Genomic DNA, 24,156 nt, shown 5'->3' with positions numbered 1-24,156 from the left:
TTTAAAGCGGTAAAGGTATACTGCATACCAAAAAAGGAACTGAGCCCATTCACCATGCGGTCTCAGTTCCTTTTTCGACATTTGAGTTTTTGAAGATTAATACTTTTCAAGCTTTACGGCGCATACCTTGTACTCGGGAATTTTCGCAAATTCATCCAAGGCAGCATTTGTAATCATGTTTACCGGTGAGTCCGGAAAGTGGAAAGGCATCCAGGTTTCCCCGGCTGAAACCTTCCTTCCAACTCTGGCCTTTGCGGTTATGGAGCCTCTTTTACTGGTAACACGGACCATATCTCCGTTTTCTATTCCCAGCTCCCCTGCGTCCTTAAAGTTTATCTCAATGAAGCCCTCACCGGATATATCCATAAGTCCCGGCGATCTCGAAGTCATGGAAAAAGCATTATAGTGATACAGAATTCTTCCGGTCATAAGGATAAACGGATATTCCTCATCAGGAAGTTCCTGTGCTTCCTTAAACCTGGCAGGGTATAGCAGCACCTTACCACGTACAGGCTTTGACACATGCATAATCGGTGTTCCGGGATGATCCTTTTCAGGACACGGCCACTGAAGACTTTCTCCTGCATCAAGGCGCTCATAGCTTATACCATGATAGCTCGGAGTTACCGCTGCGATTTCATCCATAATCTCCTTCGGTGTAAGATAGGGCTGGTTATACCCCATCGCATTCATAAGGTCAATCAGTATATCCGTATCCGACCTCATTTCACCATCGATGGTCACTGCCTTCCTTATACGCTGAACTCTGCGCTCTGTATTGGTAAATGTTCCCTCCTTCTCAGCAAAGCTTTTTGCAGGAAGAATCACATCTGCATACTGTGCTGTCTTTGTCATGAAAAGATCCTGCACTACTAAGAATTCAAGACTTTCCAATGCCTTGATAATGTGATGTGTATCAGGATCTGATACCATTGGATCTTCACCGCAGATATAGAGTCCCTTAATTTTCCCATCAATTGCAGCAGGAAAAACTTCCGTCGCTCTAAGTCCGGGATTAGGATTTAGCGATACTCCCCAGGCTTTTTCAAATTTCTCCCGTGCAGTTTCGTTATCAACCTTCTGATATCCCGGGTAGTCCGTTGACATGGCTCCCATATCACAGGCTCCCTGAACATTGTTCTGGCCTCTCAGAGGATTGACTCCGCAGCCGCTCCTACCTATTTTGCCCACAAGAGCTGCCATATTGGAGAGACTCATAACTCCCTCAGTTCCGGTAGAGTGTTCCGTCACACCAAGGCAATAGATTATCGGTGCTTTCTTTGCCTGAGCATACATCCTTGCCGCTTCTCTAAGCTTATCGGGATCGATATGACATATTTCTCCCACCTTCTCAGGAGTATAGTCCATTACGAGTTCTTTTAGTTCATTATAGCCTTCCACATATTCGTCTATGTATTTATGATCTATAAGATCCTCATTTATCATGACATTCATCATGCCATTTGCAAAGGCTACATTTGTCCCCGGACGAAGCTTAAGATGAATATCTGCTTGCCTGGACAGTCCAATCTCTCTTGGATCCACGACAATCAATCTGGCTCCGTTTTTTACAGCCTTTCTGATCTGCATTCCAACGACAGGATGCGCTTCCTCAGGGTTTGAACCAATAAGAAGAATCACATCAACGTCGTGAGTAATGTCATATATCGGATTAGTCATAGCACCGGAGCCAAGTGTCCTTGCAAGCCCGGCTACAGAAGCTGAATGACATACCCTTGCACAATTGTCTGTGGTATTTGTTCCAAAGCAGGTTCTGACCATTTTCTGAACCATGTAAACATCTTCATTTGAGGATCTGGAGCAGGCAAATCCGGCAAGAGATTCACTTCCGTATTTCTCCTTAATCTCCATAAATCGCTTAGCGGTATATTTTATCGCCTCATCCCAGGATACCTCTCTGAATTCTCCGGTGCTTCTATCCTTAATAAGCGGTTTTTTCAGGCGGTCAGGTGAATGAACAAAATCAAAGCTGGCATTTCGACCTTTCACACAAAGTCTGAAATGGTTTGCAGGTCCGTCAGCAGATTCCACATTTACAATCCTGTTGTCCTTAACTACCAGATAAAACTGACAGCCTGTTGCGCAATGAGGGCATGTAGTGAGAACCTTTTTGACCTCCCACTCGCGATAGCTCTTTTCCCTCTTCAGAATCAGTGCTCCTGTAGGGCATACTGCCGCACAGTTACCACAGCTCTCGCAGCCACTCTCTCTGTAATCATCTCCAAAGGGCGCCTCAACAATGTGGAAGTTACCAAGCCTTCCGCTTTTTATAGTCCCGTTGCATGCTATCCTGTGACAGACATTTATACATCTCTGACAGTGTATACATTTACTGGGGTCGTAGCTTATATACGGATTTCCATCAAGGCGTGGCAGCTTTTTTTCTATCCCCACTCTGCTTCCCTCATGGTCTGCGCCTTCAACTTCGTATTCATTGCAGAGACTTTGAAGCGAGCACTTTCCATTGGCAGGGCAGCTCATACAGTCCTGATTGTGGTTTGACAAAATAAGCTTAAGCATATCCCTTCTGTACTCAGTAAGTCTCTCCGACCTGGTAGTTATCGACATGCCTTCACTTACTTTTGTTCTGCATGCAGGCAGAAGTGAGTCAAAGCCCTCTTCCTCAACCATACACAGTCTGCAGGAGCCAATATCAGATATTCCCTCAAGATAGCACAAGGTTGGTATTTTTATATTGTTGTCCTTAGCCGCTTCAAGAATTGTTGTATTTTCCGGAACCTCACAGGCTTTCCCGTCTATGGTAAAAGAAATCATTCTCCCCATCCTCCTTCTATAGCTCCGCAGCCATAATGATCGCATCTTAAGCATCTTCCTGCTTCTCTCATGGCTTCCTCACAAGTCATTGGCAGCTCTACATGTTCAAAATTAGTTTTCCTCTCAAATGGATCCTTTTCCTCAATTTCAGCTCTTCCTGTCGGGATACACGGGTTAGGAAGTGCTGCCGGTATCTGCTCATCCAGCCTTATCTTATGATGGTATCCCAAATATTCATCAATGTTAAAAGCCGCCACCTGTCCTGCAGCAATGGCATTTATGGCAGTTGAGGGGCCGGTCACGCAGTCTCCTCCCGAAAAGACATCAGCCATTCCCTCTACCATGCACATCTCATCAGCCACAATCCTGCCTCTGTTAACAGGCACGCCTTCCTTATCAAAGCTCTCTACATCGCTCCTTTGCCCTACTCCCATGATCAGCAGGTCACACTTGAATCTGTACGGATAATTACTTGAATGCTCTGTTGTAACAAAACCAAATTCATCAATTACAGAAACGATTTCAGGCTGCAGCCACACTGCACATACATGCCCGGTTTCCTTATCCGTCTCAATATTCAAAAAACTAAGAAGCGTTCTGAATCTTACTCCCTCCTCTTTTGCAGCCTCTATCTCGCTTTCGAGCGCTGTGTAATCATCTCTTTTTCTTGTAAAAACATGTATCGTTTCTGCATTTAATCTTGCAGCAGTTCTCGCGGCATCCATAGCCACATTTCCGCCACCTATCAAAACCACTCTTTTGCCGGTAAGGTCCTTAAGCTCTCCGCTTGCAACCTCCTGAAGAAAATCCGCAGCAGGGACTGCATTCTCTGCATCTGCCCCTTCCATCGGCATTCGATTACCAAGCTGTGCACCTATGCCAACATAGACAGCATCATGCTCCTGTCTGATTTTGTTAAAAGTAATATCTTTTCCTATCTTGGTTCCGGTAAAAACCTTAATATCCCCTGACTTTAGAATTGCTCTTATATCCTCATCCAGTCTTTCCTTTGGAAGTCTGTATTCCGGAATTCCGTAGCGGAGCATTCCTCCAAGCTTTTCATGTTCCTCATAAATATGGACTTCATGCCCCATAAGCGCCAGAAAGTACGCAGCTGTAAGTCCTGACGGTCCACCTCCTACTATTGCAATTTTTCTTCCGGTACTGACATTTGGAAGAGGCGTATCTACCTCATCAGCCTTTACACTATCGACTGCATACTTCTTGAGCCCCCTGATATTTATCGGAGCATCTATCAGAGAACGTCTGCATTTTCTTTCGCATGGATGCTCACATACCATGGCACATGCTGTCGGTAGCGGATTCTTGTCGCGTATTACCTTTATTGCTCCGGAGTAATTCTCCTCTTTTATCATCGCAATGTATCCCGGCACATCAACATGGGCAGGGCACAAAGTTACACAGGGAATCGTCTGGGCCGTGTTTTCGCTGCAGCGTCTTTTCTTTATGTGACTTTCGTACTCATCGGCAAATTCTGAAAGAGAATCCAGAATCAGATTTGCACCCACTGTGCCAACAGCGCAGTCTGAAGTTCTGGCTATCATTCTGCACTTTTTTTCTATAGTCTTAAGAACATCTTCCGTAGCATCCCCATCAATCACGGACTTAAGCAGATGATCAACTTCCACAAGTCCGTCCCTGCAGGGAACGCATTTGCCACAGGACTGATTCATTGAAATCTGCAAAAGAGATCTGTACAGTACCAGAGGACACATTCCCGGAGGATATGAAGTCATTCTGGCTCTGAATTTTCTAAGCACTATATCTATCCTGTCATTGACACTGTCTTTCTTCTTTAACGAACGCATTTTAAATCCCCCTACATATCGCATAAACTCATTATCTAATCATAACATTTAAATGGTAATAAATGTTCGTATTTCCATTATTTTAGATATTCTTTATAATATAATTATGTAGGAAATCCCGGGATGAAATGTGGACATCTGTTGGACAAAAAAATATATACTAATGTTAGGGATACTATGAATAACGTCAAATAATGTAAACAACACATGGGTCAAAAAATGAGGAGGAAGGAAATGAAAAACAAATTTTGGGCACTTATTTTAATGGGAACTATTTCACTCTCGCTATCTGCTTGCGGAAATAATGCGAGCCTTATTTCACAGCAGATACCGGATGCTGAGCCTGCTACCACAAAGACTATTGAAGATACAGAAGTAGCGCGGTCCGCTATGCCGGAAGCTGCGGAAGAAGAAGCTGCAGCTGCAGGAATTTACGATCCCGCTAAGCAGATCGGTGCAAATGCACCTGACAGTTCTGCAGAAACCAATGAACTATCAAACGATTTTATTGAAAATGCTGCCAAAGAGGTATCTCCTTCAATCGACATTACAGACTGTGATACCTTTACACAAATTGTTGACCAGAAGCTCGAAAACGGCATGGGATATGCAAACGTAACCGTAACCGGTACTGATCTTCTCCTTGTAAGCAGCGCCACCTATGATGACCTCGAAGGAAGAATGGCAGCCATCGATGCTACTGCTTTCGAATATAAGGATGGTGTCGTAGTGGAAATCGGAGCCCTCTGCAGCGGTGGTACAGCTTATCCATTTACAATGAATAATGGATATCTCTACAGTGGTTCCAATCATTGGATATGCAAATATGCTGTCGCAAATGATAAGCTCTCCATCATGGAAAAGGCCGGTGTCATTTATGATGAAAACGGAAACGGAACCTATTTCTATGAATCCGATGATGGCGGTGACTACAGCAATATGGATTCAGCCGAAGCAGAAAAGATCTATAAAGAGCTTATAGATGAAATGATGAATGGCGAAATTGTAAATTTTCAGCCGGTAACAAAGTAAAATAGAAAAAACAATAAAGACCTGCAATTGTTGGCAATGCCATAATTGCAGGTCTTTTTATGCTTCCAGGTAGCTGACCACATCATTAAGACTATCCTGTACAGTCTCTGAAAGCTCCTTCATCTCATCATCAGCCTGTAAGAGGTCCGGAACCATAATCGGTCTTAAGTTTCCTCTGTGTGCTGCTCTGATGCCATTATAAGAGTCCTCTATAGCGTAAGCATTGGCAGTATCCACACCTATCTTTTCGCAGGCAAGTAAAAATATGTCGGGTTCAGGCTTGCTCTTTGAAACCATGTCTCCCGTCACTATCTCATCAAAATAATCAAGAAGATTGGCATCCCTTAACTGATTCACAACAGTCTGTCTGCGGGTTGATGATGCAAGGGCTATCTTCTTATTATTTTGTTTTAAAAACTCCAGAATATCAAACACACCGTTTTTTATTGGTAGTCTTCCGCCATCATATTTTTCATGAAACATTTTTGAAGCTTCCTTTGCATAAGTGTCGTAAGGAAAATCCCTGCCATATGCATCAAGCATTATCTCCCTGGTTTTTTCATCAGTTGTCCCGGTGCAGGCAAGGTATGGCTCTTCAATGTTTTCAAGGTCATATTTTCTGGCAAGCTCCATCCAGCACTCCATTGTTGCTCTTTCAGAATCAAAGATAACTCCATCCATATCAAAAACCACAGCGTCAAATTTTTTCATAATTAAAGCTCCTTCTCATAGCATAAAAAGTCCTGGTCATACATAAAACACTCCCCAACAACATTGAAATTAAAGAAGGAATATGACCGTATAGCTTTTTCATTATATTTATTAACAAGGAAATGGATGCTCTTATATCCACGCTCCTTAAGGACGTCCATTCCATGCTTCATCATTTTTCTTGCAATACCTCGCCCCTGCATGGAAGGCTCTACAGCTATACGTGCCAGTTCTCCTCCGGGAAAAAGTTTTTTATCCCAGCAGTCAAGATTGTCTACGGCTTCGTCCACTTCAATGGAAATGGCTGCAATTATCCTGTCATTCTCTTTCATGATAAACAGGGAGTCTCTGGACAAATCAAAATCAATGGTCTCGTTTGAGGGATAGTCTTCATCCCATGCACAGAACTCTCTGCCTTTTTGCATCTCATACAATTTCAGTACTTCTTCCCTGTCTCTTTCTGTAGCAAGTATTATGTCATTATTCACTTTGCTTATGTCCTCCTGCTGCCTGGTGTCCTGTCATATTTTAACTGTTTCACACGCATTGATAAAATGCTTTCAATGTCTGTACTCCGGAACCTGTCCCATATATTGAACAGCAATTCTATTCTCCGGATGTACATCTACCATGTAAATCACCACAAGGAAAAACCATTCAAGTGGTTTCATAATAATATAAACCACATCAGCAGTCCACCTGCTATTTATCATCCTCGCCACCGGGAAACCGTACTTATCATAAAAAGAGCGAACTGCCCTGTGAAGATGAGGCGTCTTTTCCTCCAAAATCTGTTCGAAGGCATTGGCAATACATAGCTGTCTGTTCACAGTAACCTCGTGTCCGTGGCGTATGCCCTTGCGGATAGGCTTAACAATTCTGCGATGTCCGCCTGCTGCCACAGTGCAAAGATAGTGCTCATCATAATAAATATTCTGTGGAGATACTTTAGTTGATAGGTTCCACTCACTCGTCTCAGTCCACGCTTTGACTACAGAATCCGGTGCCTGCCCAACCAGCATCAGAAGCATTATAATTATGCCAAGTAGCGGTATCATCAGGAAAAGTGCAAAAATTGGCCATACTGCAACATTTTCAAGTATATTGGCAGATGCATTAAGGACAGGATTCTCATTAATCCCACTCATTTCCATGGTTGTTTTCTGCCATTCATGGATTTTCTGTAATATAGTTCTTAGTGTCATCAGAATGCAGCAGGCAGGAAGAATAAGAAGGTAGAAATCCTCTTCCTTTTCGTAATCATTTCCAACTCCAAATACCTGTATCGTGAGAATAATAAGTTCTATTATTCCAAGATACATAGCTGACATGGAAAGCACAGTAACAAGCGGAGGAAGTGTTTCCAGAGAACTATACTGAAGCACAAGATATCCTGTTATCGCAAGAATAAATATTACTGCAACTGTCGTAGCCGTCTGACTATAGATTGGTGTATGCCGCTCAGCATTGTGAAGCTGATACTGCCAGTCTGTACCGGTGGCATTTTTCCAAAAAGCAATATAGGCATATTCATAGAAGATTCCGAGTATTAGAGCTGTGGCATCAAATACTCTTGCGCCTATCGCTTTCATTCCTCTCCCTTCAAGTATCAGGCAGTACATTTCTCCCAGCATCAGCATGATTGGAAATACATAAATAAGTGCCCAGAGTGGTCCTGCTATCGGAAACTGCAGAAAATCCTCCACATCCCTGCTTGTTACAAGCTTATATCCCATTCCGATAATGGATGATATCACCAGTGCTATAAACACCGGATGTCTTCTGTAGAATGGTAAATTTTCATTTTGATTTGTATCCATATTATCTTTTCCTTATCCATCAACTTCACCGACAGCTTATCGCCCAAAGAGTGTTTTAACTATACTCCCCGTTTAGTCTTCCTGATATGCATAAGCCACAGAATCAGGATTGAATTTCTGTATCCTGTCACTTGCGTAGGCAAGTCTTTCATCAATGGTAAATGCAGGAATCTTGTTCTTTTCCTCTTTTTCTCTGGCTACTGCTTTTTCCTTCAGTTCTTTCGTGAATTCAATCTCGTATCCGATTTCCTTTGCAAGATACATAACACCTGCAAGCCTTTCAACATTTTCTGCCTCGTATGCCAGCTTTGCATTCTCTTCAATTTTTTCTTTAAGAGCATCTAAAGGTATTGTTTTGAGCGCGTTTATTGCCAGTAAAAAATATGCCTCATCAACATCTCTCAGACATTCAAAGAGGAAATCGATGCCCTCACTATTAACCGGATATCCCAGCATAGTCAGAATTTCTATTCCATTACAAACGCTGTACTCATTTCTAAACTTTGAAAAATCGATATAATCGGAAATCTTCTTGCGCTTATCCTTTATCTTCTTTGTAGCCTTTAATATCTCATCCGTCGGCAATACCCGTGTAAAAACATCAGATTGCAAATTTCCTTTTCTTGATCTTCCCTCTTTACTGTTAGCATAGGCTTTCTCCCAATTATATCTGATTCTGCTCCAGTCAGCCTTGGAAAGCTCTGTGTGACATTTCTCCACAATTCGCCTGAATTCATATCTTCCGGGGTGCGGCGTCGTTTTAAAATACATCCCCCGCTCCTCGAAGAAATTCCCTATTTCCCTGCTCTTCTCATGATCCCTGACCTCTTCCGGAAGAACCAGAACAGCTCCGTCAATGGTATACAGCTCATTGTTGTGTTTACTGTATCCGCAAATAAAGTCAAGCGGGAGGATATTTTTTCCCAGACGTAACCATTTTCCGTCTTCACTTATCTGTACATATCCGGCTATAGTATTTGTTCTATATTTATAATTATGGAACTTCTCTTTCTTTAGCAGATACTCTATCTGTGATTCTTCCAATAAATCCCTGAAGTATGGTATTTCCTCATCCCCCATTACAATTCTGAGTTCTGAGGGTGACAGATAGTCCAAATGAATATTGCCATTTCCTGAAAACTGATTTGTATAGGAAGTGCTGTCGTAAGCTGTTCCTGTATTAGAGTTACCGGAATTACCGGTTCTCTTATTTTTTCCGTATTTGTCGTCAAGTTTAGAGAATCTAAGCATAGGCGAAAGCATAAGTATAAGAGAAGAAGCTCCGAAAATAATGTTTGTAATAAGCCCCTTACCCAACACCTTTTCCAACCCGATACAAATATATATGGAAGAAACAAAGCCTATTCCAATTTCGCCCATAAGGATGAAAAATATCGCAATCCCTGCTAAAAACGCACCAATTCCACCTTCATAATATTTTTTAATTATATATTTAAGCATAATTATGATTTTCCATTTGATGATTTTTTATAGATAGAAGATTCCAAAACGAAAATAGACATATCCAATGATATGCAGACTTTCCCAAAATAATTCCCCTGAAAAACTATTTTCCCCTTACTACTATTTCCCCCAGAAATCCATTATATCATATACAGAGAAATTGATTTAAATATGATATATTGATATTTTCTGTGGTCATCCATATCTCACTTTTACCTATTATTTTGCTGTTACATAGATGAAATCCCATAGTATTTCATAATAATATCAAATGATATAGGTGTCAAAAGTCAAAAATGCGTACATGCTTGCATGTTAAGCATTTTGACTTTATGACCCGAACAAATATGAGGAATTAGCAATTTACGCAGTAAATTAGCGGTTTCCGAATATTTGTAGAATTGCAAGAGTTTCGAAGAAACGGAGCAATTCGTATATCATATGGTGTCAAAATTTACTTTTGACACCTACATCATCAAATGTTTCCTGATAATATCATATAGTAAGTCTGTTTATTGTCTCTTTATAGTGATTTTATTATCGCATTATGGTTTATGTTCATCCAATAATCTACAAACTAGTCAAATTGGTGTAACACTTTACGGAAGGATGATTACTTTTTGAGACTCTCTTCACCCATTTTTCTGGAAATTCTGAAATCTGACTGAAACTTTTTACGGTAAAAAGTTTAACCGAGAAGCTTTGTACCATTTTATTCAGTCAATTATTCTTAAATAATAATTTCGGGTGTACATTAATCGAAATATCGTCTATTTTTACAAAAAATGTACAGTCAGATAGTCCATTTTACAATTATCGGATGAAAACTGATCATGCCCAACAATGATCCAGCAATGACAAACAATACAAACAATAAATAACGATTCCTGTCTTTGAAAGTGCAAATGCATAATTCCAGGATTTGATAACATATCACGGTAAATTGTTCCAAATTTTTCGTACAAATATTAACCAAATCTCCCATCAATTATTCTACATAATCACCACAAAAATCGACTATTCTTTGTCTGTGAGTTTGATATAATTTTGTTCATGGTGATTATTATGTAAAAAGGGAATTAGCAAAAAACATATGTACAAGGAGGAGATTTCATGAAGTACAAAGAACTGTTTGAGCCTGTCAAAATCGGCAAGCTCGAAATCAAAAACCGCTATGCAATGGCACCTATGGGGCCGCTGGGACTTGGAGACTGCGAAGGCGGCTGGAACGATAGAGGAATTGACTATTACACCAGACGAGCACAGGGCGGAATAGGACTTATCATCACAGGTGTAACATTCTCAGATACAGAGGTTGAAAAACCCTCTTTTCCAAACACACCCAATTCAACCTATAATCCGGTACAGTTCGTAAGAACAAGCCGCGAAATGACTGAGAGAGTCCATGCATATGGCTCCAAGATTTTCCTTCAGATGAGTGGTGGATTCGGACGCGTTACAATCCCCACAAACCTTGGAGAATTTCCACCGGTATCTGCTTCTGCAATACCGCACAGATGGCTTGATAAAACCTGCCGCCCTCTTACTGTCGAAGAGATTCATGGTATTGTAGATAGCTTTGGAAAAGGCGCTTACAACGCAAAAAGAGCAGGCTTTGACGGTGTAGAAATTCATGCTGTTCATGAAGGTTATCTTATTGATCAGTTTGCTATCTCATTCTTCAACCACCGCACAGATGAATATGGCGGCTCACTTGAAAACAGACTGAGATTTGCGAAAGAAATTCGTGAAAAGATTGCAGAAACCTGCGGTTGGGATTTCCCTGTTGCACTCAGATTTTCACTTAAGAGTATGGTGAAGGACTTCCGTGAAGGCGCTCTTCCAGGAGAAGAGTTCGAGGAAAAAGGACGCGATATCGAGGAAGGAATTGAGGCAGCCAAGCTTCTTGAAAAATATGGCTATGATGCCCTTGATGTTGATGCCGGAACCTATGATGCATGGTGGTGGAATCATCCCCCGATGTACATGGAAAAGGCACCATATAAAGAATTCGCACGTATTACAAAAGAGAATGTAAAGATTCCTGTAATTATGGCCGGACGTGTCGATAATCCCGATACAGCTCTTGAATGCATTAATACAGGCATTTGCGACATGGTCTCACTTGGAAGACCTACACTTGCAGATCCGGATATCGTAAACAAGATCCGAAGAGATAAGATATCACAGATTCGCCCCTGCATCAGCTGTCAGGAAGGCTGCATGGGTCGTATCCAGACCTACTCTCTCATCAACTGTGCAGTAAATCCTCAGACAGGAAAAGAAAGCATTAACGTCTACACTCCTGTTGCCAAAAAGAAAAAGGTTCTTGTTGTGGGCGGCGGTGTAGCAGGCTGCGAAGCAGCAAGAGTTCTTGCAGAGAGAGGTCATGAGCCTGTTCTCTACGAAGCTTCAGACAGACTTGGAGGTAACCTCATTCCCGGCGGTGCTCCCTCCTTTAAAGAGGATGACCTTGCACTCGCAAAATGGTACGAGGACGAAATGACACGCCTCAAGGTTGAAGTTCACATGAATACCAAGGCTACTGAAAAAGAGATTACCGACAGCTCTTTTGATGCAGTAATATTCGCAACAGGATCAAGACCGAAGAAGTTCTCTCTTGGTGATGATGAAAAGGTTTACACCGCTGAAGAAGTTCTCCTTGGAAAGAAGGATCCCGGCGCTACGGCTGTTGTTGTAGGCGGCGGACTTGTCGGCTGTGAGCTTGCTCTTGATCTTGCGCAGAAGGGCAAAAAGGTTACTATTGTCGAAGCACTTGATAAGCTTCTCGCTGTAAACGGTCCGCTTTGTAGTGCCAATAAGGAAATGCTCGAGCAGCTCATCCCCTTCAATGGCATAGATGTTGTGACCGGTGCCAAGGTTACTGAATACAAGGATGGTGTTCTCAAGGCTGAGGTAGAAGGAGCCGTTAAGGAGATTCCTGCAGACAGCGTAACTCTCTGTGTCGGATACACCAGCGAGTCCTCTCTCTATGACCAATACAAGAATGATATCGATGAAGTATACCTCCTCGGTGACGCCAGACAGGTTTCAAATATCATGTATGCTATATGGGATGCTTTTGAGGTAGCAAATCATATCTGATAAATATATACAATAAATCACACCTGTTCAAAAACAAAAAAACGGTAGAAGACTTGCTTTATAACAAATCTTCTACCGTTTTTATTTCTACACTATGCGTAATAAATATCAGGCTCAAATATCTGAGTATTTTATACTCCGAATATCAATATAGTCCTATGGGTTCAAGGAAAGCTCTTACCTGCTGCATATAATAATCCTTGTCATCAATTATTCCTTCTATATGAGCACTGTCAACATGAACCTCAGTCTTTGTATCACTTCCGACATTTTCATAAACTTCCTCAACCATTTCAGGAAGACATACCTCATCCTTATCAGATACGATTACCATTGTTGGAAGCTTATCGTTTTTAACAAGTTCGATTGTGTCACCCTCTGCAAAGTCAATGCCATGAACAAGCTTCATATAGGGCTTCGTAACAGCAATGAGATAATTAGACATACCTGAATATGCACCCTCCGGGCCATCTCCAAACCCAAAACTCCTTTTACTTTTTTCGTCCCCTCGATTTCCCATTATAACAGACTCATAAGCTTTTCGATATCATCATCTGTCGTAGCCCAGTCGGTAGCAAGTCTTATAACTGTATGATTTTCATCAGACTTTTCCCAAAAGCCGTATCTGACATTCTCTGCAAAAGCCTTCAGCTTCTCATCCTCCATCACAATAAACTGCTGGTTCGTCGGTGAATCGATGTAAAGCTTATAGCCTTTTTCTATCAGTCCTTTGCGTAAGGCCTCAGCCTTATCAATGGCATTTTTGCTTATTTCAAAATAGAGGTCATCCGTAAAAAGGGTGTCGAACTGAAGTCCGAGAAGCCACCCCTTTGCAAGAAGTGCTCCGTGCTGCTTGATGACAGGAACAGGATGCGCTGTAGGAACTCCCTTGGGAAATACCACAGCCTCTCCAAATAAAGCTCCAACCTTGGTGCCACCTATATAAAAAGCATCTGAGACTTCAGCTATATCCTTAAGCGTAACATCAGTGCGTCTGCTCATAAGTCCATAACCAAGTCTTGCACCGTCAATGAAAAGCGGAATGTCAAAATCTTTACATATCTTCGAAATCTCAGCGAGTTCAGTCTTTGAATACAGGGTTCCATACTCGGTTGGATGAGAAATATAAACTGCACCGGGAAATACCATATGCTCATGGTTATCATCTGCATAGAATCCTTTGATAAAAGCTCGCAGATCTACAGCGGTAATTTTCCCAATCTGATCTGAGTAGGTAGCATATTTGCATGAAACATTATCTTTATCTGAAGAATACGCGGATAATACATCATTATTTACAGGAAGAGTCAGAACCTTATGTCCCGAAAACTCAATAGCACCCGCTTCGTGCGCAGCCACATGTCCCGTAGGTGCTGCTACAACACCCTCATATGGCTTTAGCAGCATATCCAGTACAACCTGGTTTGTCTGGGTCCCTCCCACAAGAAAGAACACATCCGCATCAGGGCAACCACATGCATTCTTTATCTTTTCTGCTGCACTACTGCAATAATCATCTGTTCCATATCCATCATTCTGCTCGAAATTGGTCTCAGTAAGACGCTCTAATATTCTGGGATGTGCCCCCTTTGTATAATCGCTGGAAAATGATATTTTATTGTTCTTTTTACTATCCGAATTATTTTTCATCAAAGCATCTCCTCATATATTTTTTCATAAATTTAACTTTTCTCCGGCAAAATAGCAAGATAATAATATGGTATACAAAGCTGAAGAAATGATTAATGGAAATAACCCTTCATAAGATAGAGCAATTAAACCACTCACCTGATCCTGATATCCGTAAGCGCAACCTGATCACCGGTAAGGGCTACATATACCTTACTGTTTCCGTCCTTTAACGTTGTAATATTTTCAATATAAATACCAAGATTTTCAGTCAGTGTTGTTATAGTGTTGCCTCTTCTCTTAATCCGGACCTCGCACTCCATTCCGCGATGTCCGGTCTTTTTCCATGCTCCCCAATTCTGGAATTTCTCAGTCTTCTTAATTACAAACTTGTTTTCAGCAAATTCCTTGGTAGGATCGCTCTCACCATTAAGCTTGATCATCGCATACTCACGGTAGCCCTCTCCATATACCTTTTTATCATCTGAATAAAAAAGGACAATGTACGGACAATGCCATACAAGATTGGCTGAAGGAAGACTCATGGAGTGGAAGTTTATCCTGATATGATCCGTCAAAGCAATTCCTTCCGTAGCAGCAGATCTTGTCCTGTCTATCTGAATATTGGGCACATCAGAGGCAATTCTGTCAGTGTAATCAAGCTCTTCCTCTATTCTGGGAATATCCTCGGCACCTGTCATTTCACCGGTTTGTTCTACATTAATTCCTGTTATATAACAGTTTTCTCCTGTAATTCCAACATAAGCTGATTTTGTTTTGTCAGGAAGTGCAACTATTGCTTCAACTATTCTCCACTTACTCTCCAGCACCAGCTTTAAATGATCCTCAAAACGACGCGTAGTAATGCTGTAAAACTGATCACTCAGGTCACCGTTTTTTTGCTCTGCAGATACATCTTCGGAATCTGTTGTCTTTACCCTGATATTTCTGGCATTGGTAGTAACACTGTGACCATCAAACCACAATTCGCCATATTCTGTATATTTAAAAGCTTCTATAGCCTTTGCATTGCTGTACACATGCCTGTCAAAGGAATCAAAAAGAATGATGGAGGGCTGACTGAATTCACCTTCTGTAGAGGCAGAATTTACACACATGAAGGTAATTCTGGTAACTTCATTGTCTATCAAAATACCAGCAGATACTGCATCTCTGTATTTTCCGCATTGAAGCTCCGTCTCCAGCTCCACTTCTTCTGTAAGCACTTTTTCATTAACATCATTATCAATTAGCTGAACAAGGATGTCTGTATAATTAGGATCAAACTGGGTTCCTCCACAGGTCACAAACTCCTCTCTGATAAGAGGCAATGGCAGAGCATCCCTGTAGCTTCGCTTTGAATTCATGGAAACATAGGCATCTGCTATCGATATTATTCGTGATACCTCGGGTATAGCCTCACCCTTTAGTCCATCAGGATAGCCACTGCCATCATATCTCTCATAGCAGTAACGTGCGGCTACACTAAGATAAGGATACTCCGTGATGCTTGAGAGAATTTCCGCACTGAGAATGGGTTTGTGCTTTATCATGTCCATTTCTTCCGGAGTAAGGTCATCCTCCTTAGTCAGCAGGCTGTCCGGCATACTAATCAGACCAATATCATGAAGAAGAGCTGCATAGTAGATTTCGTCGCATTCTTCTTCACTTTTGCCTGCTGCCTTTGCCAGTCTCCTTGCAAGCTCCGCAGTTCTTGAGGAATGATCCTGGGTAAGCTCATCCTTCTTTTCAACAGCCTTTATAAATGCACCTGCAGTCTGTTCAAACAATCTTCTGGAACTCTTCCTCTCCTGCTTAAGGTTTTCCATCTCAATTTTATGAGTTCTTACAACTTCATCATTAATATCAAGGTATGTAAAAATATAAAGAGAAACTGACACCATAACCATGGCCATATTCACAATAGATATTCCATAGGCAAAAATCTGAATTATTCCCATTATTATCGGAACAAAGATATAAAGGGAAAGTGCAATATTTATGTATATGCTGAATCTTTTCCTGTATTTCATACATACGGTAAATTGAATAAGCGGACCGATTACCGGAATCAGATAGCATATAAGGAATCCCGGACCTCTGTGATAAATATTATTGGCATCAAAGCTGTAATACATCCCTGTAAACTGGGAGATAACAACCAGCATCATTTCAATAACCGATGCCACCCCTGTGAAGATCAGTCTTTTAGGTATAAATGATATTTTCTTATTTTCATTAAGAAGATCAATAATATATAGATTAAAATTGAAAACTATTCCTGCAGTAAGGAAAAAGACCATGAAATTGGACAGTCTTACCATTACGTATGCAACCGTTCCCGGAACGCCTGCATATATGTATGCCATTCTGTCAAAGAAAAGAAGAAATGCCGCAACAAGCTCCATTCCGATAAGGATCCACTTTCTCCTTGCCGGAAGGAACCTGGTGATAACGAGCATGAGCGCCATTGTAAAGCAAACTGTACAAAGGGCCAGCATTATATCCATTTGGTTGGTTTTTATGAATTCGTACATCTTCCCCTCATCTGTGCAGTACGAAAAATTCCTGCAGTTTCTCAAGCAGTTCGTCTCTTCCTATGTTCTTGAGGAAGTAACCCTCAGGTCGTAGCGAAACTACCTCCATGACACTATCCTTGTCGCCTTTTCCCGTGAGGAACATGACGGGAATTGATTTTGTCTCCTCATCACTTCTTAACATTTCAAGGACCTGCGGGCCTGTTGTAACAGGCATTTCGTGGTCAAGAAGAATGAGATCCACCTTGTTTTTTCCAAGCCACTTAATAGCCTGCAGTCCTGAATTTGCCATGGAAACCTTGTATTTTTCCTTGAGCCATTCGCGGACAAGTGTAAGGTATTGTGGGTCGTCATCAACAACGAGAATGCTTTTCTTCAGCTCTCCCGTGGACATCTTCATGAGGTACTCCGTGACTGCCGTAACGTAGACTGTATTATCAACCGGCCTTGGAAATGCCTCATATATAAGCTCAGCAGGTACAACCTTTTTCATTCCATCAATGTCCAGCTGTTCTCCGATGAGTATCATCTGAATGTCCTTCTCTTCCATGATATCCACCAGAAAATGAATAATTTCCTCATCCGGTATAAACTTATTATCAATGTACAGCGTAACAAGGGCGGCATTCTCAATCGCTTTATTTATGTCATTGATATTCCAACGCACAAATGAAGTGGGACATCCCGCTGCCTCTGCTTTCTGCATAAGAACCCTCACAATAAAGGATTCCTTTTCCCCTATAACAATCATGCTGTTTCCCGCCATAACTACTCCCTTCGCGTTTACTTTGAAATCAGCGCTTCCATGCCATCCCAATCAAAAACTCTCAGCATTTTCTCAAGCTCAGCCACCTTCTCTGCATCCTCTTTGGGCAGTTTAAAGGACTTAAGCTGACCTAAAATCATCTCAACTGCATCGTAATCAAACTGAGGAACAACTTCAGAAAGCGCATTGTACGCATCTGCAAGCTCCTCAGGTGAGATTTCTTCTTTATCATCACTACCCTGCTCCTCTATCCTGATTCTTCCGAGAAGCTCCTTAAAGGCAAGGTAGTCATTTACGAATTTATCCGTATTTTCACTAATGAATTTTATATCTTCTCTATTACCGGCTTCTTCAAGCGCCGCTGCCATTTTTCCAAGCTCCAGCGCACCGATTATTCTCGCTGAGCTCTTCAGGGCATGAACCTTTATGGTATAGAGTCTTATATTCTTTTCATTATAAGCGTCCTGTATTACTATTGCATTCCCATCAATTGTATCAAGGAAAAGCTGAAGCGAGAAGATAAAGCTTCCTATTCCTCCGGAGTTCTTTATACCTTCGTCCACATTGATCTCAGTAATATCATAGATCCACTTAAGCTCCTCGGGTATTTCCGTCAGAACATCCATGTAGTCTTCCGCATTAGGCTTTTCCATCATTTCCTCAGGAAGATGCCTCATGATGGTTTCTTCAAGAATCACGCTGTCGATGGGCTTTGCCAGATATCCGTTAAATCCCATTTCCTTATAGTACTCTTCACTCTCCGAGGTATTGGCAGTAAGGGCATATACCGGTGTATCGGTATCAATTTTACGAAGCTCACGAAGAGTCTCTATACCGTCCATTTCAGGCATCATATGATCCAGGAAAATTACATTGTATTTACTGTCCTGAATTTTCTCAAGACACTCCGGTCCGCTTGCCGCAGTTGTAACAAATACCTTGGTCGCCTTAAGAAGTCCCTGTATTACACTAAGGTTCATTGGATTATCATCCACTACCAGGACATCCGCATCAGGAGCAACAAACTTAGGAATGTGAGGCCCCTTCACCTGACTGTCGTCATGTTCTATGAAAACACCTATAGGTTCAGGGTCAACGATTTTCTGCGTGATATTTAATATAAACTCAGAGCCTTCACCATAAATACTGTTACAGGTAATACTTCCACCCATGAGTTCCGCAAATCTTCTCGAAATATCAAGGCCAAGTCCTGTTCCCTGAATTCCGCTGTTTTTCTCTTCATCTAGTCTCTCATAAGCTGTAAAGAGCTTCTCCATATCCTCTTCCTTTATACCTATTCCGGTATCCTTAACAAGGAAGCATAGATCGCAGATGTCATTTTCTCTTTTCACCATGGAAACATTAAGTATAAAGCCGCCATACTCCGTATATTTAACCGCATTTGTAAGAAGGTTTACTATAATCTGTCTTACCTTGCCGCTGTCACCGTAAAGGCGCTTCGGTATCATCTCATCAACTACAACATCAAAAGTAAGCTCCTTCTGGGTACTTCTGACACGGATCATGCTTACAACAGAACGCAGCATCTCCTGTACATCATAATCCTTCTCAACAAGATGCATCTTGCCGGATTCAATCTTTGAGATATCCAGCAGGTCATTGATAAGACCAAGCAAAGACTCCGATGCACTTTTTATATCGAAAGCATAGTTCATCATTGACATGAAATAGTTCTTGGGAACACCTGTAGCATCCTCCCTCATAACCATCTCATTCATTCCCATGATTGTATTTATGGGCGTTCTTATCTCGTGCGAAATATTTGCAAGGAACCTTGTCTTTGCCGTATTCGCCCTGTCTGCCTCTTCCTTGGCCAGCCTTATCTCATTATACTGTCTGCTGATAATGGTAGCCTTCATTACTTTATAAACAATAAAGGCGGCAGTGACAGCAATAATTAACGAGAATATTATTCTAATGATAAAAAGCTCAGAAAGTCGTGGCCTTTTTGAAATATCAAAGGATGTTTCCGTGATTATATCTTCTTCATTATCCCCAATAACCTGTAAGTGAAGCTTATAGTCACCATAGGGAAGCGCTGTGTATTCCAATGTAGTAAGCTCACTCCTTGGCACAGTAATCCCCGGATCCTCACTTCCATCCAGATGAAGTTTGACCGTAGGATTAAGCATGGTGTAGTCCATTACTGATGCCTGAATTATAATACGTTCATTTGATGGAGGAATAATATATTTTCCGTTGTCATTGGGTAAAATCTCTGTATCACCCAAGGTCACACTCTTAATTGCAACTCTTATCTCTGTTTTCCCCTCAAAGAAATGGTCGGTGTTTGCCCGTATAACACCATTTCTTCCGGAAATATATAATTTCCCGTCCTCGTCCTGCGCACTAAAGGAGTTTGCAGTTATAGGAAAAGGGAGCCCGTTCGAAGCAGTATAAAGCCTGTATTCCTCTATATTATCAGAAAGGATATCCTCTGCTTTTATTTTATATATACCGCAGGCTGCAAGAACCCAGGCGAACCCATCATTATCAAAGAACATCTCATAGTTATTGTTGTACGGAAATGTTGACACATTCGTGATAACTCCGTCCTTCATATACTCTATGGAATTGGAGGTAATAATCCATAATAAGCCATTCTTTTCGTCCTTTTTAATTCTGGTCACAACATCACTGGTAAGGCCTTCGTCCCTGCCTATTCTGGACATATTGTCACCATCCAGCACGTATATTCCATCCCCGTCAGTTCCGATATATATTTTTCCGTCAAAGCCTTCAGCAGCCGAGAAAAAGACTGTGTTTTTAATTCCATCCTCTGCGCTTATGGTTTTTACCACTTCATTATTTTTGATTATGGCAAGTCCGCCGTTTGTTAATACGATAATTCTTCCATCAGCAGTTTCGTAAGTACTTCTTACCTCGTTACTGGGCATTCCGTTAACCATAGTAAAAAGTGAAAACTCACCGTCATCACTAACCCGCATCAGACCTCTGCCTTCAGTATCAGTGGATATCCATAGATTACCTTTACTGTCCTTCATGATGCATCTTATCTTGATATCCTTTAATATTTGGGTCAGAGTGTTGGTAACAGGCCTGTCGTTCCCATCAACTACAGAAAGCCCATAATCTGTTCCAACATACAGTTTTTCCTTATAAAGGCAGCATGCGTTGGTGACTGTCTCACGTATCCCGGCTTCTTCAGACAGATTAAAGAAATTATTTGCCACAACCTTCATCACACCCTGTGAAGAGGAAGCAACCCACAAATTCCCCTGATAGTCCGAAGTTGTCATTTCAATTGAATTATTGACAGGAAGATCACTGATAAGCTTGAAGTGCTTCTTATCTTCCATATATCCAATGCCGTCCTTAGAAGATATCCACACACGACCGCAGTCATAGCTTATCCAATGAAGATTGTCCAGCGCATAGATTGTCGCTCTTATCATATTTATTGCTCTTGAGCCAAAATCCCCGTAATAAACGGCATTACCCTGAGTAATTATGTATACCTTGCCTTCAGCTTCAGGGTCCGCAAGAATGGACGTTATAGTCTCCATTCCAAGCTCTTCTGAGGCATAAACTTCAGAAATTTTACAATTATCTATTGAAAAAATAATTCCGTTTTTTGTCTGTCCATAGATTCTTCCGGAAGTATCCGCATCAAGTCTTAGTATTCGCTCATCATTAATTCTTTCATTATCTATATTTTTAAGTTTTCCGTCAGGAGTTATGTATGCCACACCCGATGTAGTACCCACGAAAACATTTCCATCAGCATCCTCGGCAAATACTCTGATTGAAGATGACGGCAATCCTTCCTTATAGGTGTAATGTGTACGCTCTTCTCCATCGATCACAACAACACCATTATCGTTGGTAGCTACAAAGATTCTGCCTCTGCTGTCTTCAAACAGACCTCTTCCGCTGGTCAGTCCATCGGACGGATCAAGCTTTTCAAAGGTCGTGCCATCATAGCGGAGAATTCCGCTGTAGCCGCCTATCCACATTGAGCCATCGCTGGCACATAAAATGCAATTGGCATCAGAGGTTATAAGCCCGTTTGAGGCATCATAAAGCTCCGCAGTATATCCCACCTGCGGTGTCTGTCCGGAAATAGCATATCCCCCACCCACTTTTGTTGTCTCATCCTCAGCAGACAGTACCTTCTGCCCTGAGAGCAAAAGCAGAGTCATGGGAATAACTGCCATTAGCATATTAAGTTTTTTCAGCCTAAAAAACTTATTTGCCACAAATAGCCTCCGTTGTCACTGGTTATATTTATTCAGAATAACCAGTATTTCAGGCATGGATTCCAAAAATACTTCAACACATTTGGGATCAAACTGTGTACCGGCACCATCCCTTAATATATCCAGTGCTTTTTCAAGCGGATATGCCGGTTTGTATACTCGCTTGGAAGTAAGTGCATCAAATACATCCGCAACTGCCATTATTCTTGCGGATAAAGGAATAACCTCTCCGTGAAGTCCGTCAGGATACCCCTTTCCGTCCCACCTTTCGTGGTGATAAGCGGCCATATTCCTTGCTTCCTTAAGGTAGCTTCCTCCTTTTACGGTGCTTATAGCCTTCTCTATTATCTCTTTTCCGGCTGTAGTATGAGTTTTCATAATCTCAAACTCTTCATCCGTAAGCTTTCCGGGTTTGTTAAGTATCTTATCGGATATATTTATTTTTCCCACATCATGAAGCGGGGCTGATCTCACAACATCCGAGATGAATTTAGGTGTTATCTTTTCAGCGTAATATCCCTTTTTCTTAAGCCCTTCCACTATTATCTTTACATAAGCCGCTGTCTTCTGAACATGCGCACCGGTATCCGAGTCGCGGCTCTCGACCATATCTGCCATGGTCAGAATAAGACCGTCCTGCATCTTCATGGTTGATTCGGACAACCGCCTGATATTTCTCATCTGCTCTGCCTGATTCAGGGTCATATCACACAGGGTATGGTACAATTTCTCAATTTCGTCACCTGTTTTAATACCAAGAGAGCGAATCTCCTTAACATTTTCATCCAGAGTCTGCTGGTCATCACCACTTTCAGCAAACCGGTCCACGCACTCAGTCATGCTTGTTATCGGAAAAGTAGAATAAATACTTGTCATCCACATTTCATACCCAATAAGAAGTATGAAAAGTCCTGCAAGAATAAGCAGCACTCTGATAATAAAATCAGTCATGTAATCAGTCATATAATCCAGTGAAATGTCACTGTTTGTATAACAAACTGTATTTCCCTCTTCGTCCTTAACAGGATAAACAACACTCAGAGTTTTACCGCCATCCTCGGGATATTCTATAGTGTCTATCCCCTCCCCTGATAAAAGTGCAGGCAAATAAGGAATAAAAAAATCTGTATATGGCATTAAAACACCGGGTTCAATACGAGGTTCATCCTCCTTGTAAGGATTAAACACCATATAGTAACCGTCTTCCTGGACTTTAGTTACGTATAAATAGTCAACATCAGGCGTATTATCACGTATTCTTGCAAGCATTTCCTCTGTTTCTTTATATCCCGGTGCGTTCTCACCATTCTCAATATATTCATCCACCTTAGTGGGATCTATTATTTCTGCAGCAAATTTAGCCGCCGTATAGCCATGCTCAATACTTGATTCTTTTGAACTGTTGTAATAAAGACTGAGGCCTATCCAGGACATTGCAATCACAATGGCAAATGATGTCACAAGGAGTGAGAAGGTCTCACGTGTTCTTACAGATCGTTTGATGCCTTTTTTATTTTTCCCGTTATTCTGATATTTAAGAAGTGATTCCCAGGTCTGCTTAATCGTACTGGTCTTAAAGCTCTGAACTATCGTTTCCGGTGTAAGCTGAATTAAAACAATCGCAACAACAGTTGTTATTCCCTTATCGATTATGTTAATTGTGATGTTAAGCAGAAGTGCAGCAAGAAGAAAAGGAAATCCCGTTGCTTCAGAAAAGCCCATAGCATGTTTTCCGGATACTGTACTCTGTACATCACCCAGAAGCCACTGAATGAGCGTACTTAATGAACCGGTTACAACTGCCAGAAGCAAAACCAGTTTAACTATTGCATTTACTTTATTTATGGGACGTTTTCTCACAAAGGAGAACGTATGAACAGCAATAAGCGCATTTACCGCTGAAAAGTAAATGGCATCTCTGTTAAAGAGCATGCAAAGAGTATTGGTGCAAACGGCAGACATAATCCCAAAATAGGGACCTGCTACTATTGTTACCAATATTGTTCCAATGGTGTCCAGATAAAGTGGTGCACCAAGATTACTCATAACAAAGTACAAAAGTACATTTATTATGATCGCTGACACTACAAGAGCGGCCAGCTTTATTCTCTTTTTCCCCTCATAATTTATGTGTAATTGCATAGCAATATCCTACTAAGCAAATCTTGTCATTTTGACATACCATTACTGTTTAATCATACAATATTTCGGGAATAATTTTAATTA

At 41.4% G+C, this 24,156-nt stretch carries 14 protein-coding genes; 2 read left to right on the top strand and 12 right to left on the bottom strand.

Annotated elements, in window-relative coordinates; translation table 11 throughout:
* Window positions 1-96 precede the first annotated feature (96 nt).
* Entirely contained in the window at window positions 97-2,796 is a 2,700-nt protein-coding gene (gene fdhF, locus G602_RS0103375) for a formate dehydrogenase subunit alpha (protein WP_026657685.1), read from the bottom strand.
* Window positions 2,793-4,625, bottom strand: a complete 1,833-nt coding sequence (locus G602_RS0103370; RefSeq protein WP_026657684.1) for an NAD(P)-binding protein — start codon at window positions 4,623-4,625, stop codon at window positions 2,793-2,795. The genes fdhF and G602_RS0103370 overlap by 4 nt, the downstream gene beginning before the upstream one ends.
* 234 nt (window positions 4,626-4,859) lie before the next feature.
* Between G602_RS0103370 and G602_RS0103365 the strand changes: the two genes are divergently transcribed.
* Complete coding sequence (locus G602_RS0103365) at window positions 4,860-5,657, top strand: LptM family lipoprotein (protein WP_026657682.1); 798 nt, start codon at window positions 4,860-4,862, stop codon at window positions 5,655-5,657.
* A 57-nt stretch (window positions 5,658-5,714) separates the two neighbouring features.
* Here G602_RS0103365 and G602_RS0103360 read toward each other — a convergent pair whose 3' ends face one another.
* The 4 genes from G602_RS0103360 to G602_RS0103345 all read right to left on the bottom strand — a co-directional run bounded on the left by G602_RS0103360 (window position 5,715) and on the right by G602_RS0103345 (window position 9,649).
* Window positions 5,715-6,368 (bottom strand): HAD family hydrolase, encoded by a 654-nt coding sequence (locus tag G602_RS0103360; protein ID WP_026657681.1) that lies wholly within the window; start codon window positions 6,366-6,368, stop codon window positions 5,715-5,717.
* A 2-nt stretch (window positions 6,369-6,370) separates the two neighbouring features.
* Complete coding sequence (locus G602_RS0103355) at window positions 6,371-6,856, bottom strand: GNAT family N-acetyltransferase (RefSeq protein WP_242835478.1); 486 nt, start codon at window positions 6,854-6,856, stop codon at window positions 6,371-6,373.
* Window positions 6,857-6,928: 72 nt separating this feature from the next.
* A complete protein-coding gene (locus tag G602_RS0103350; protein WP_044930902.1) occupies window positions 6,929-8,188 on the bottom strand; it encodes a DUF6688 domain-containing protein in 1,260 nt (419 codons plus the stop codon).
* Between the two features lie 72 nt (window positions 8,189-8,260).
* Complete coding sequence (locus G602_RS0103345; RefSeq protein ID WP_026657677.1) at window positions 8,261-9,649, bottom strand: hypothetical protein; 1,389 nt, start codon at window positions 9,647-9,649, stop codon at window positions 8,261-8,263.
* Between the two features lie 1,116 nt (window positions 9,650-10,765).
* On the opposite strand from G602_RS0103345, the gene G602_RS0103340 reads away from it, so the two are divergent.
* Window positions 10,766-12,757: an oxidoreductase gene (locus tag G602_RS0103340; protein WP_026657676.1), complete on the top strand. Its 1,992-nt coding sequence runs from the start codon at window positions 10,766-10,768 to the stop codon at window positions 12,755-12,757.
* Between the two features lie 145 nt (window positions 12,758-12,902).
* On the opposite strand, the gene G602_RS0103335 is transcribed toward G602_RS0103340, so the two are convergent.
* From G602_RS0103335 to G602_RS24970, 6 genes are all read right to left on the bottom strand, one after another.
* Window positions 12,903-13,202 carry a hypothetical protein gene (locus G602_RS0103335; RefSeq protein ID WP_196808578.1) on the bottom strand — a complete coding sequence of 100 codons (300 nt, stop codon included), beginning with the start codon at window positions 13,200-13,202 and terminating at the stop codon, window positions 12,903-12,905.
* 74 nt (window positions 13,203-13,276) lie between these two features.
* On the bottom strand, window positions 13,277-14,407 hold the full coding sequence (locus tag G602_RS0103330) for a threonine aldolase family protein (RefSeq protein ID WP_044930901.1): 1,131 nt from the start codon (window positions 14,405-14,407) through the stop codon (window positions 13,277-13,279).
* Between the two features lie 134 nt (window positions 14,408-14,541).
* Complete coding sequence (locus G602_RS0103325) at window positions 14,542-16,923, bottom strand: HD-GYP domain-containing protein (RefSeq protein ID WP_026657673.1); 2,382 nt, start codon at window positions 16,921-16,923, stop codon at window positions 14,542-14,544.
* A 7-nt stretch (window positions 16,924-16,930) separates the two neighbouring features.
* Window positions 16,931-17,689 (bottom strand): response regulator, encoded by a 759-nt coding sequence (locus tag G602_RS0103320; RefSeq protein WP_026657671.1) that lies wholly within the window; start codon window positions 17,687-17,689, stop codon window positions 16,931-16,933.
* Between the two features lie 17 nt (window positions 17,690-17,706).
* On the bottom strand, window positions 17,707-21,930 hold the full coding sequence (locus tag G602_RS24975) for a hybrid sensor histidine kinase/response regulator (protein ID WP_155829673.1): 4,224 nt from the start codon (window positions 21,928-21,930) through the stop codon (window positions 17,707-17,709).
* Window positions 21,931-21,945: 15 nt separating this feature from the next.
* Window positions 21,946-24,072 carry an HD-GYP domain-containing protein gene (locus tag G602_RS24970; RefSeq protein ID WP_049945024.1) on the bottom strand — a complete coding sequence of 709 codons (2,127 nt, stop codon included), beginning with the start codon at window positions 24,070-24,072 and terminating at the stop codon, window positions 21,946-21,948.
* Window positions 24,073-24,156 lie beyond the last annotated feature (84 nt).

This window comes from Butyrivibrio sp. AC2005, assembly GCF_000424145.1.
Taxonomy (GTDB): Bacteria; Bacillota; Clostridia; order Lachnospirales; family Lachnospiraceae; genus Butyrivibrio.
The sequence above is the reverse complement of the archived record's forward strand: the minus strand, read 5'-3'. Positions and strand labels throughout refer to the sequence as shown.

What these genes read in the sequence shown, in the direction of transcription:
- fdhF (WP_026657685.1), bottom strand. Translation starts at nt 2,796, where the DNA reads ATGATTTCTTTTACCATAGACGGGAAAGCCTGTGAGGTTCCGGAAAAT.
- G602_RS0103370 (WP_026657684.1), bottom strand. Translation starts at nt 4,625, where the DNA reads ATGCGTTCGTTAAAGAAGAAAGACAGTGTCAATGACAGGATAGATATA.
- G602_RS0103365 (WP_026657682.1), top strand. Translation starts at nt 4,860, where the DNA reads ATGAAAAACAAATTTTGGGCACTTATTTTAATGGGAACTATTTCACTC.
- G602_RS0103360 (WP_026657681.1), bottom strand. Translation starts at nt 6,368, where the DNA reads ATGAAAAAATTTGACGCTGTGGTTTTTGATATGGATGGAGTTATCTTT.
- G602_RS0103350 (WP_044930902.1), bottom strand. Translation starts at nt 8,188, where the DNA reads ATGGATACAAATCAAAATGAAAATTTACCATTCTACAGAAGACATCCG.
- G602_RS0103345 (WP_026657677.1), bottom strand. Translation starts at nt 9,649, where the DNA reads ATGCTTAAATATATAATTAAAAAATATTATGAAGGTGGAATTGGTGCG.
- G602_RS0103340 (WP_026657676.1), top strand. Translation starts at nt 10,766, where the DNA reads ATGAAGTACAAAGAACTGTTTGAGCCTGTCAAAATCGGCAAGCTCGAA.
- G602_RS0103335 (WP_196808578.1), bottom strand. Translation starts at nt 13,202, where the DNA reads ATGTCTAATTATCTCATTGCTGTTACGAAGCCCTATATGAAGCTTGTT.
- G602_RS0103330 (WP_044930901.1), bottom strand. Translation starts at nt 14,407, where the DNA reads ATGAAAAATAATTCGGATAGTAAAAAGAACAATAAAATATCATTTTCC.
- G602_RS0103325 (WP_026657673.1), bottom strand. Translation starts at nt 16,923, where the DNA reads ATGTACGAATTCATAAAAACCAACCAAATGGATATAATGCTGGCCCTT.
- G602_RS0103320 (WP_026657671.1), bottom strand. Translation starts at nt 17,689, where the DNA reads ATGGCGGGAAACAGCATGATTGTTATAGGGGAAAAGGAATCCTTTATT.
- G602_RS24970 (WP_049945024.1), bottom strand. Translation starts at nt 24,072, where the DNA reads ATGCAATTACACATAAATTATGAGGGGAAAAAGAGAATAAAGCTGGCC.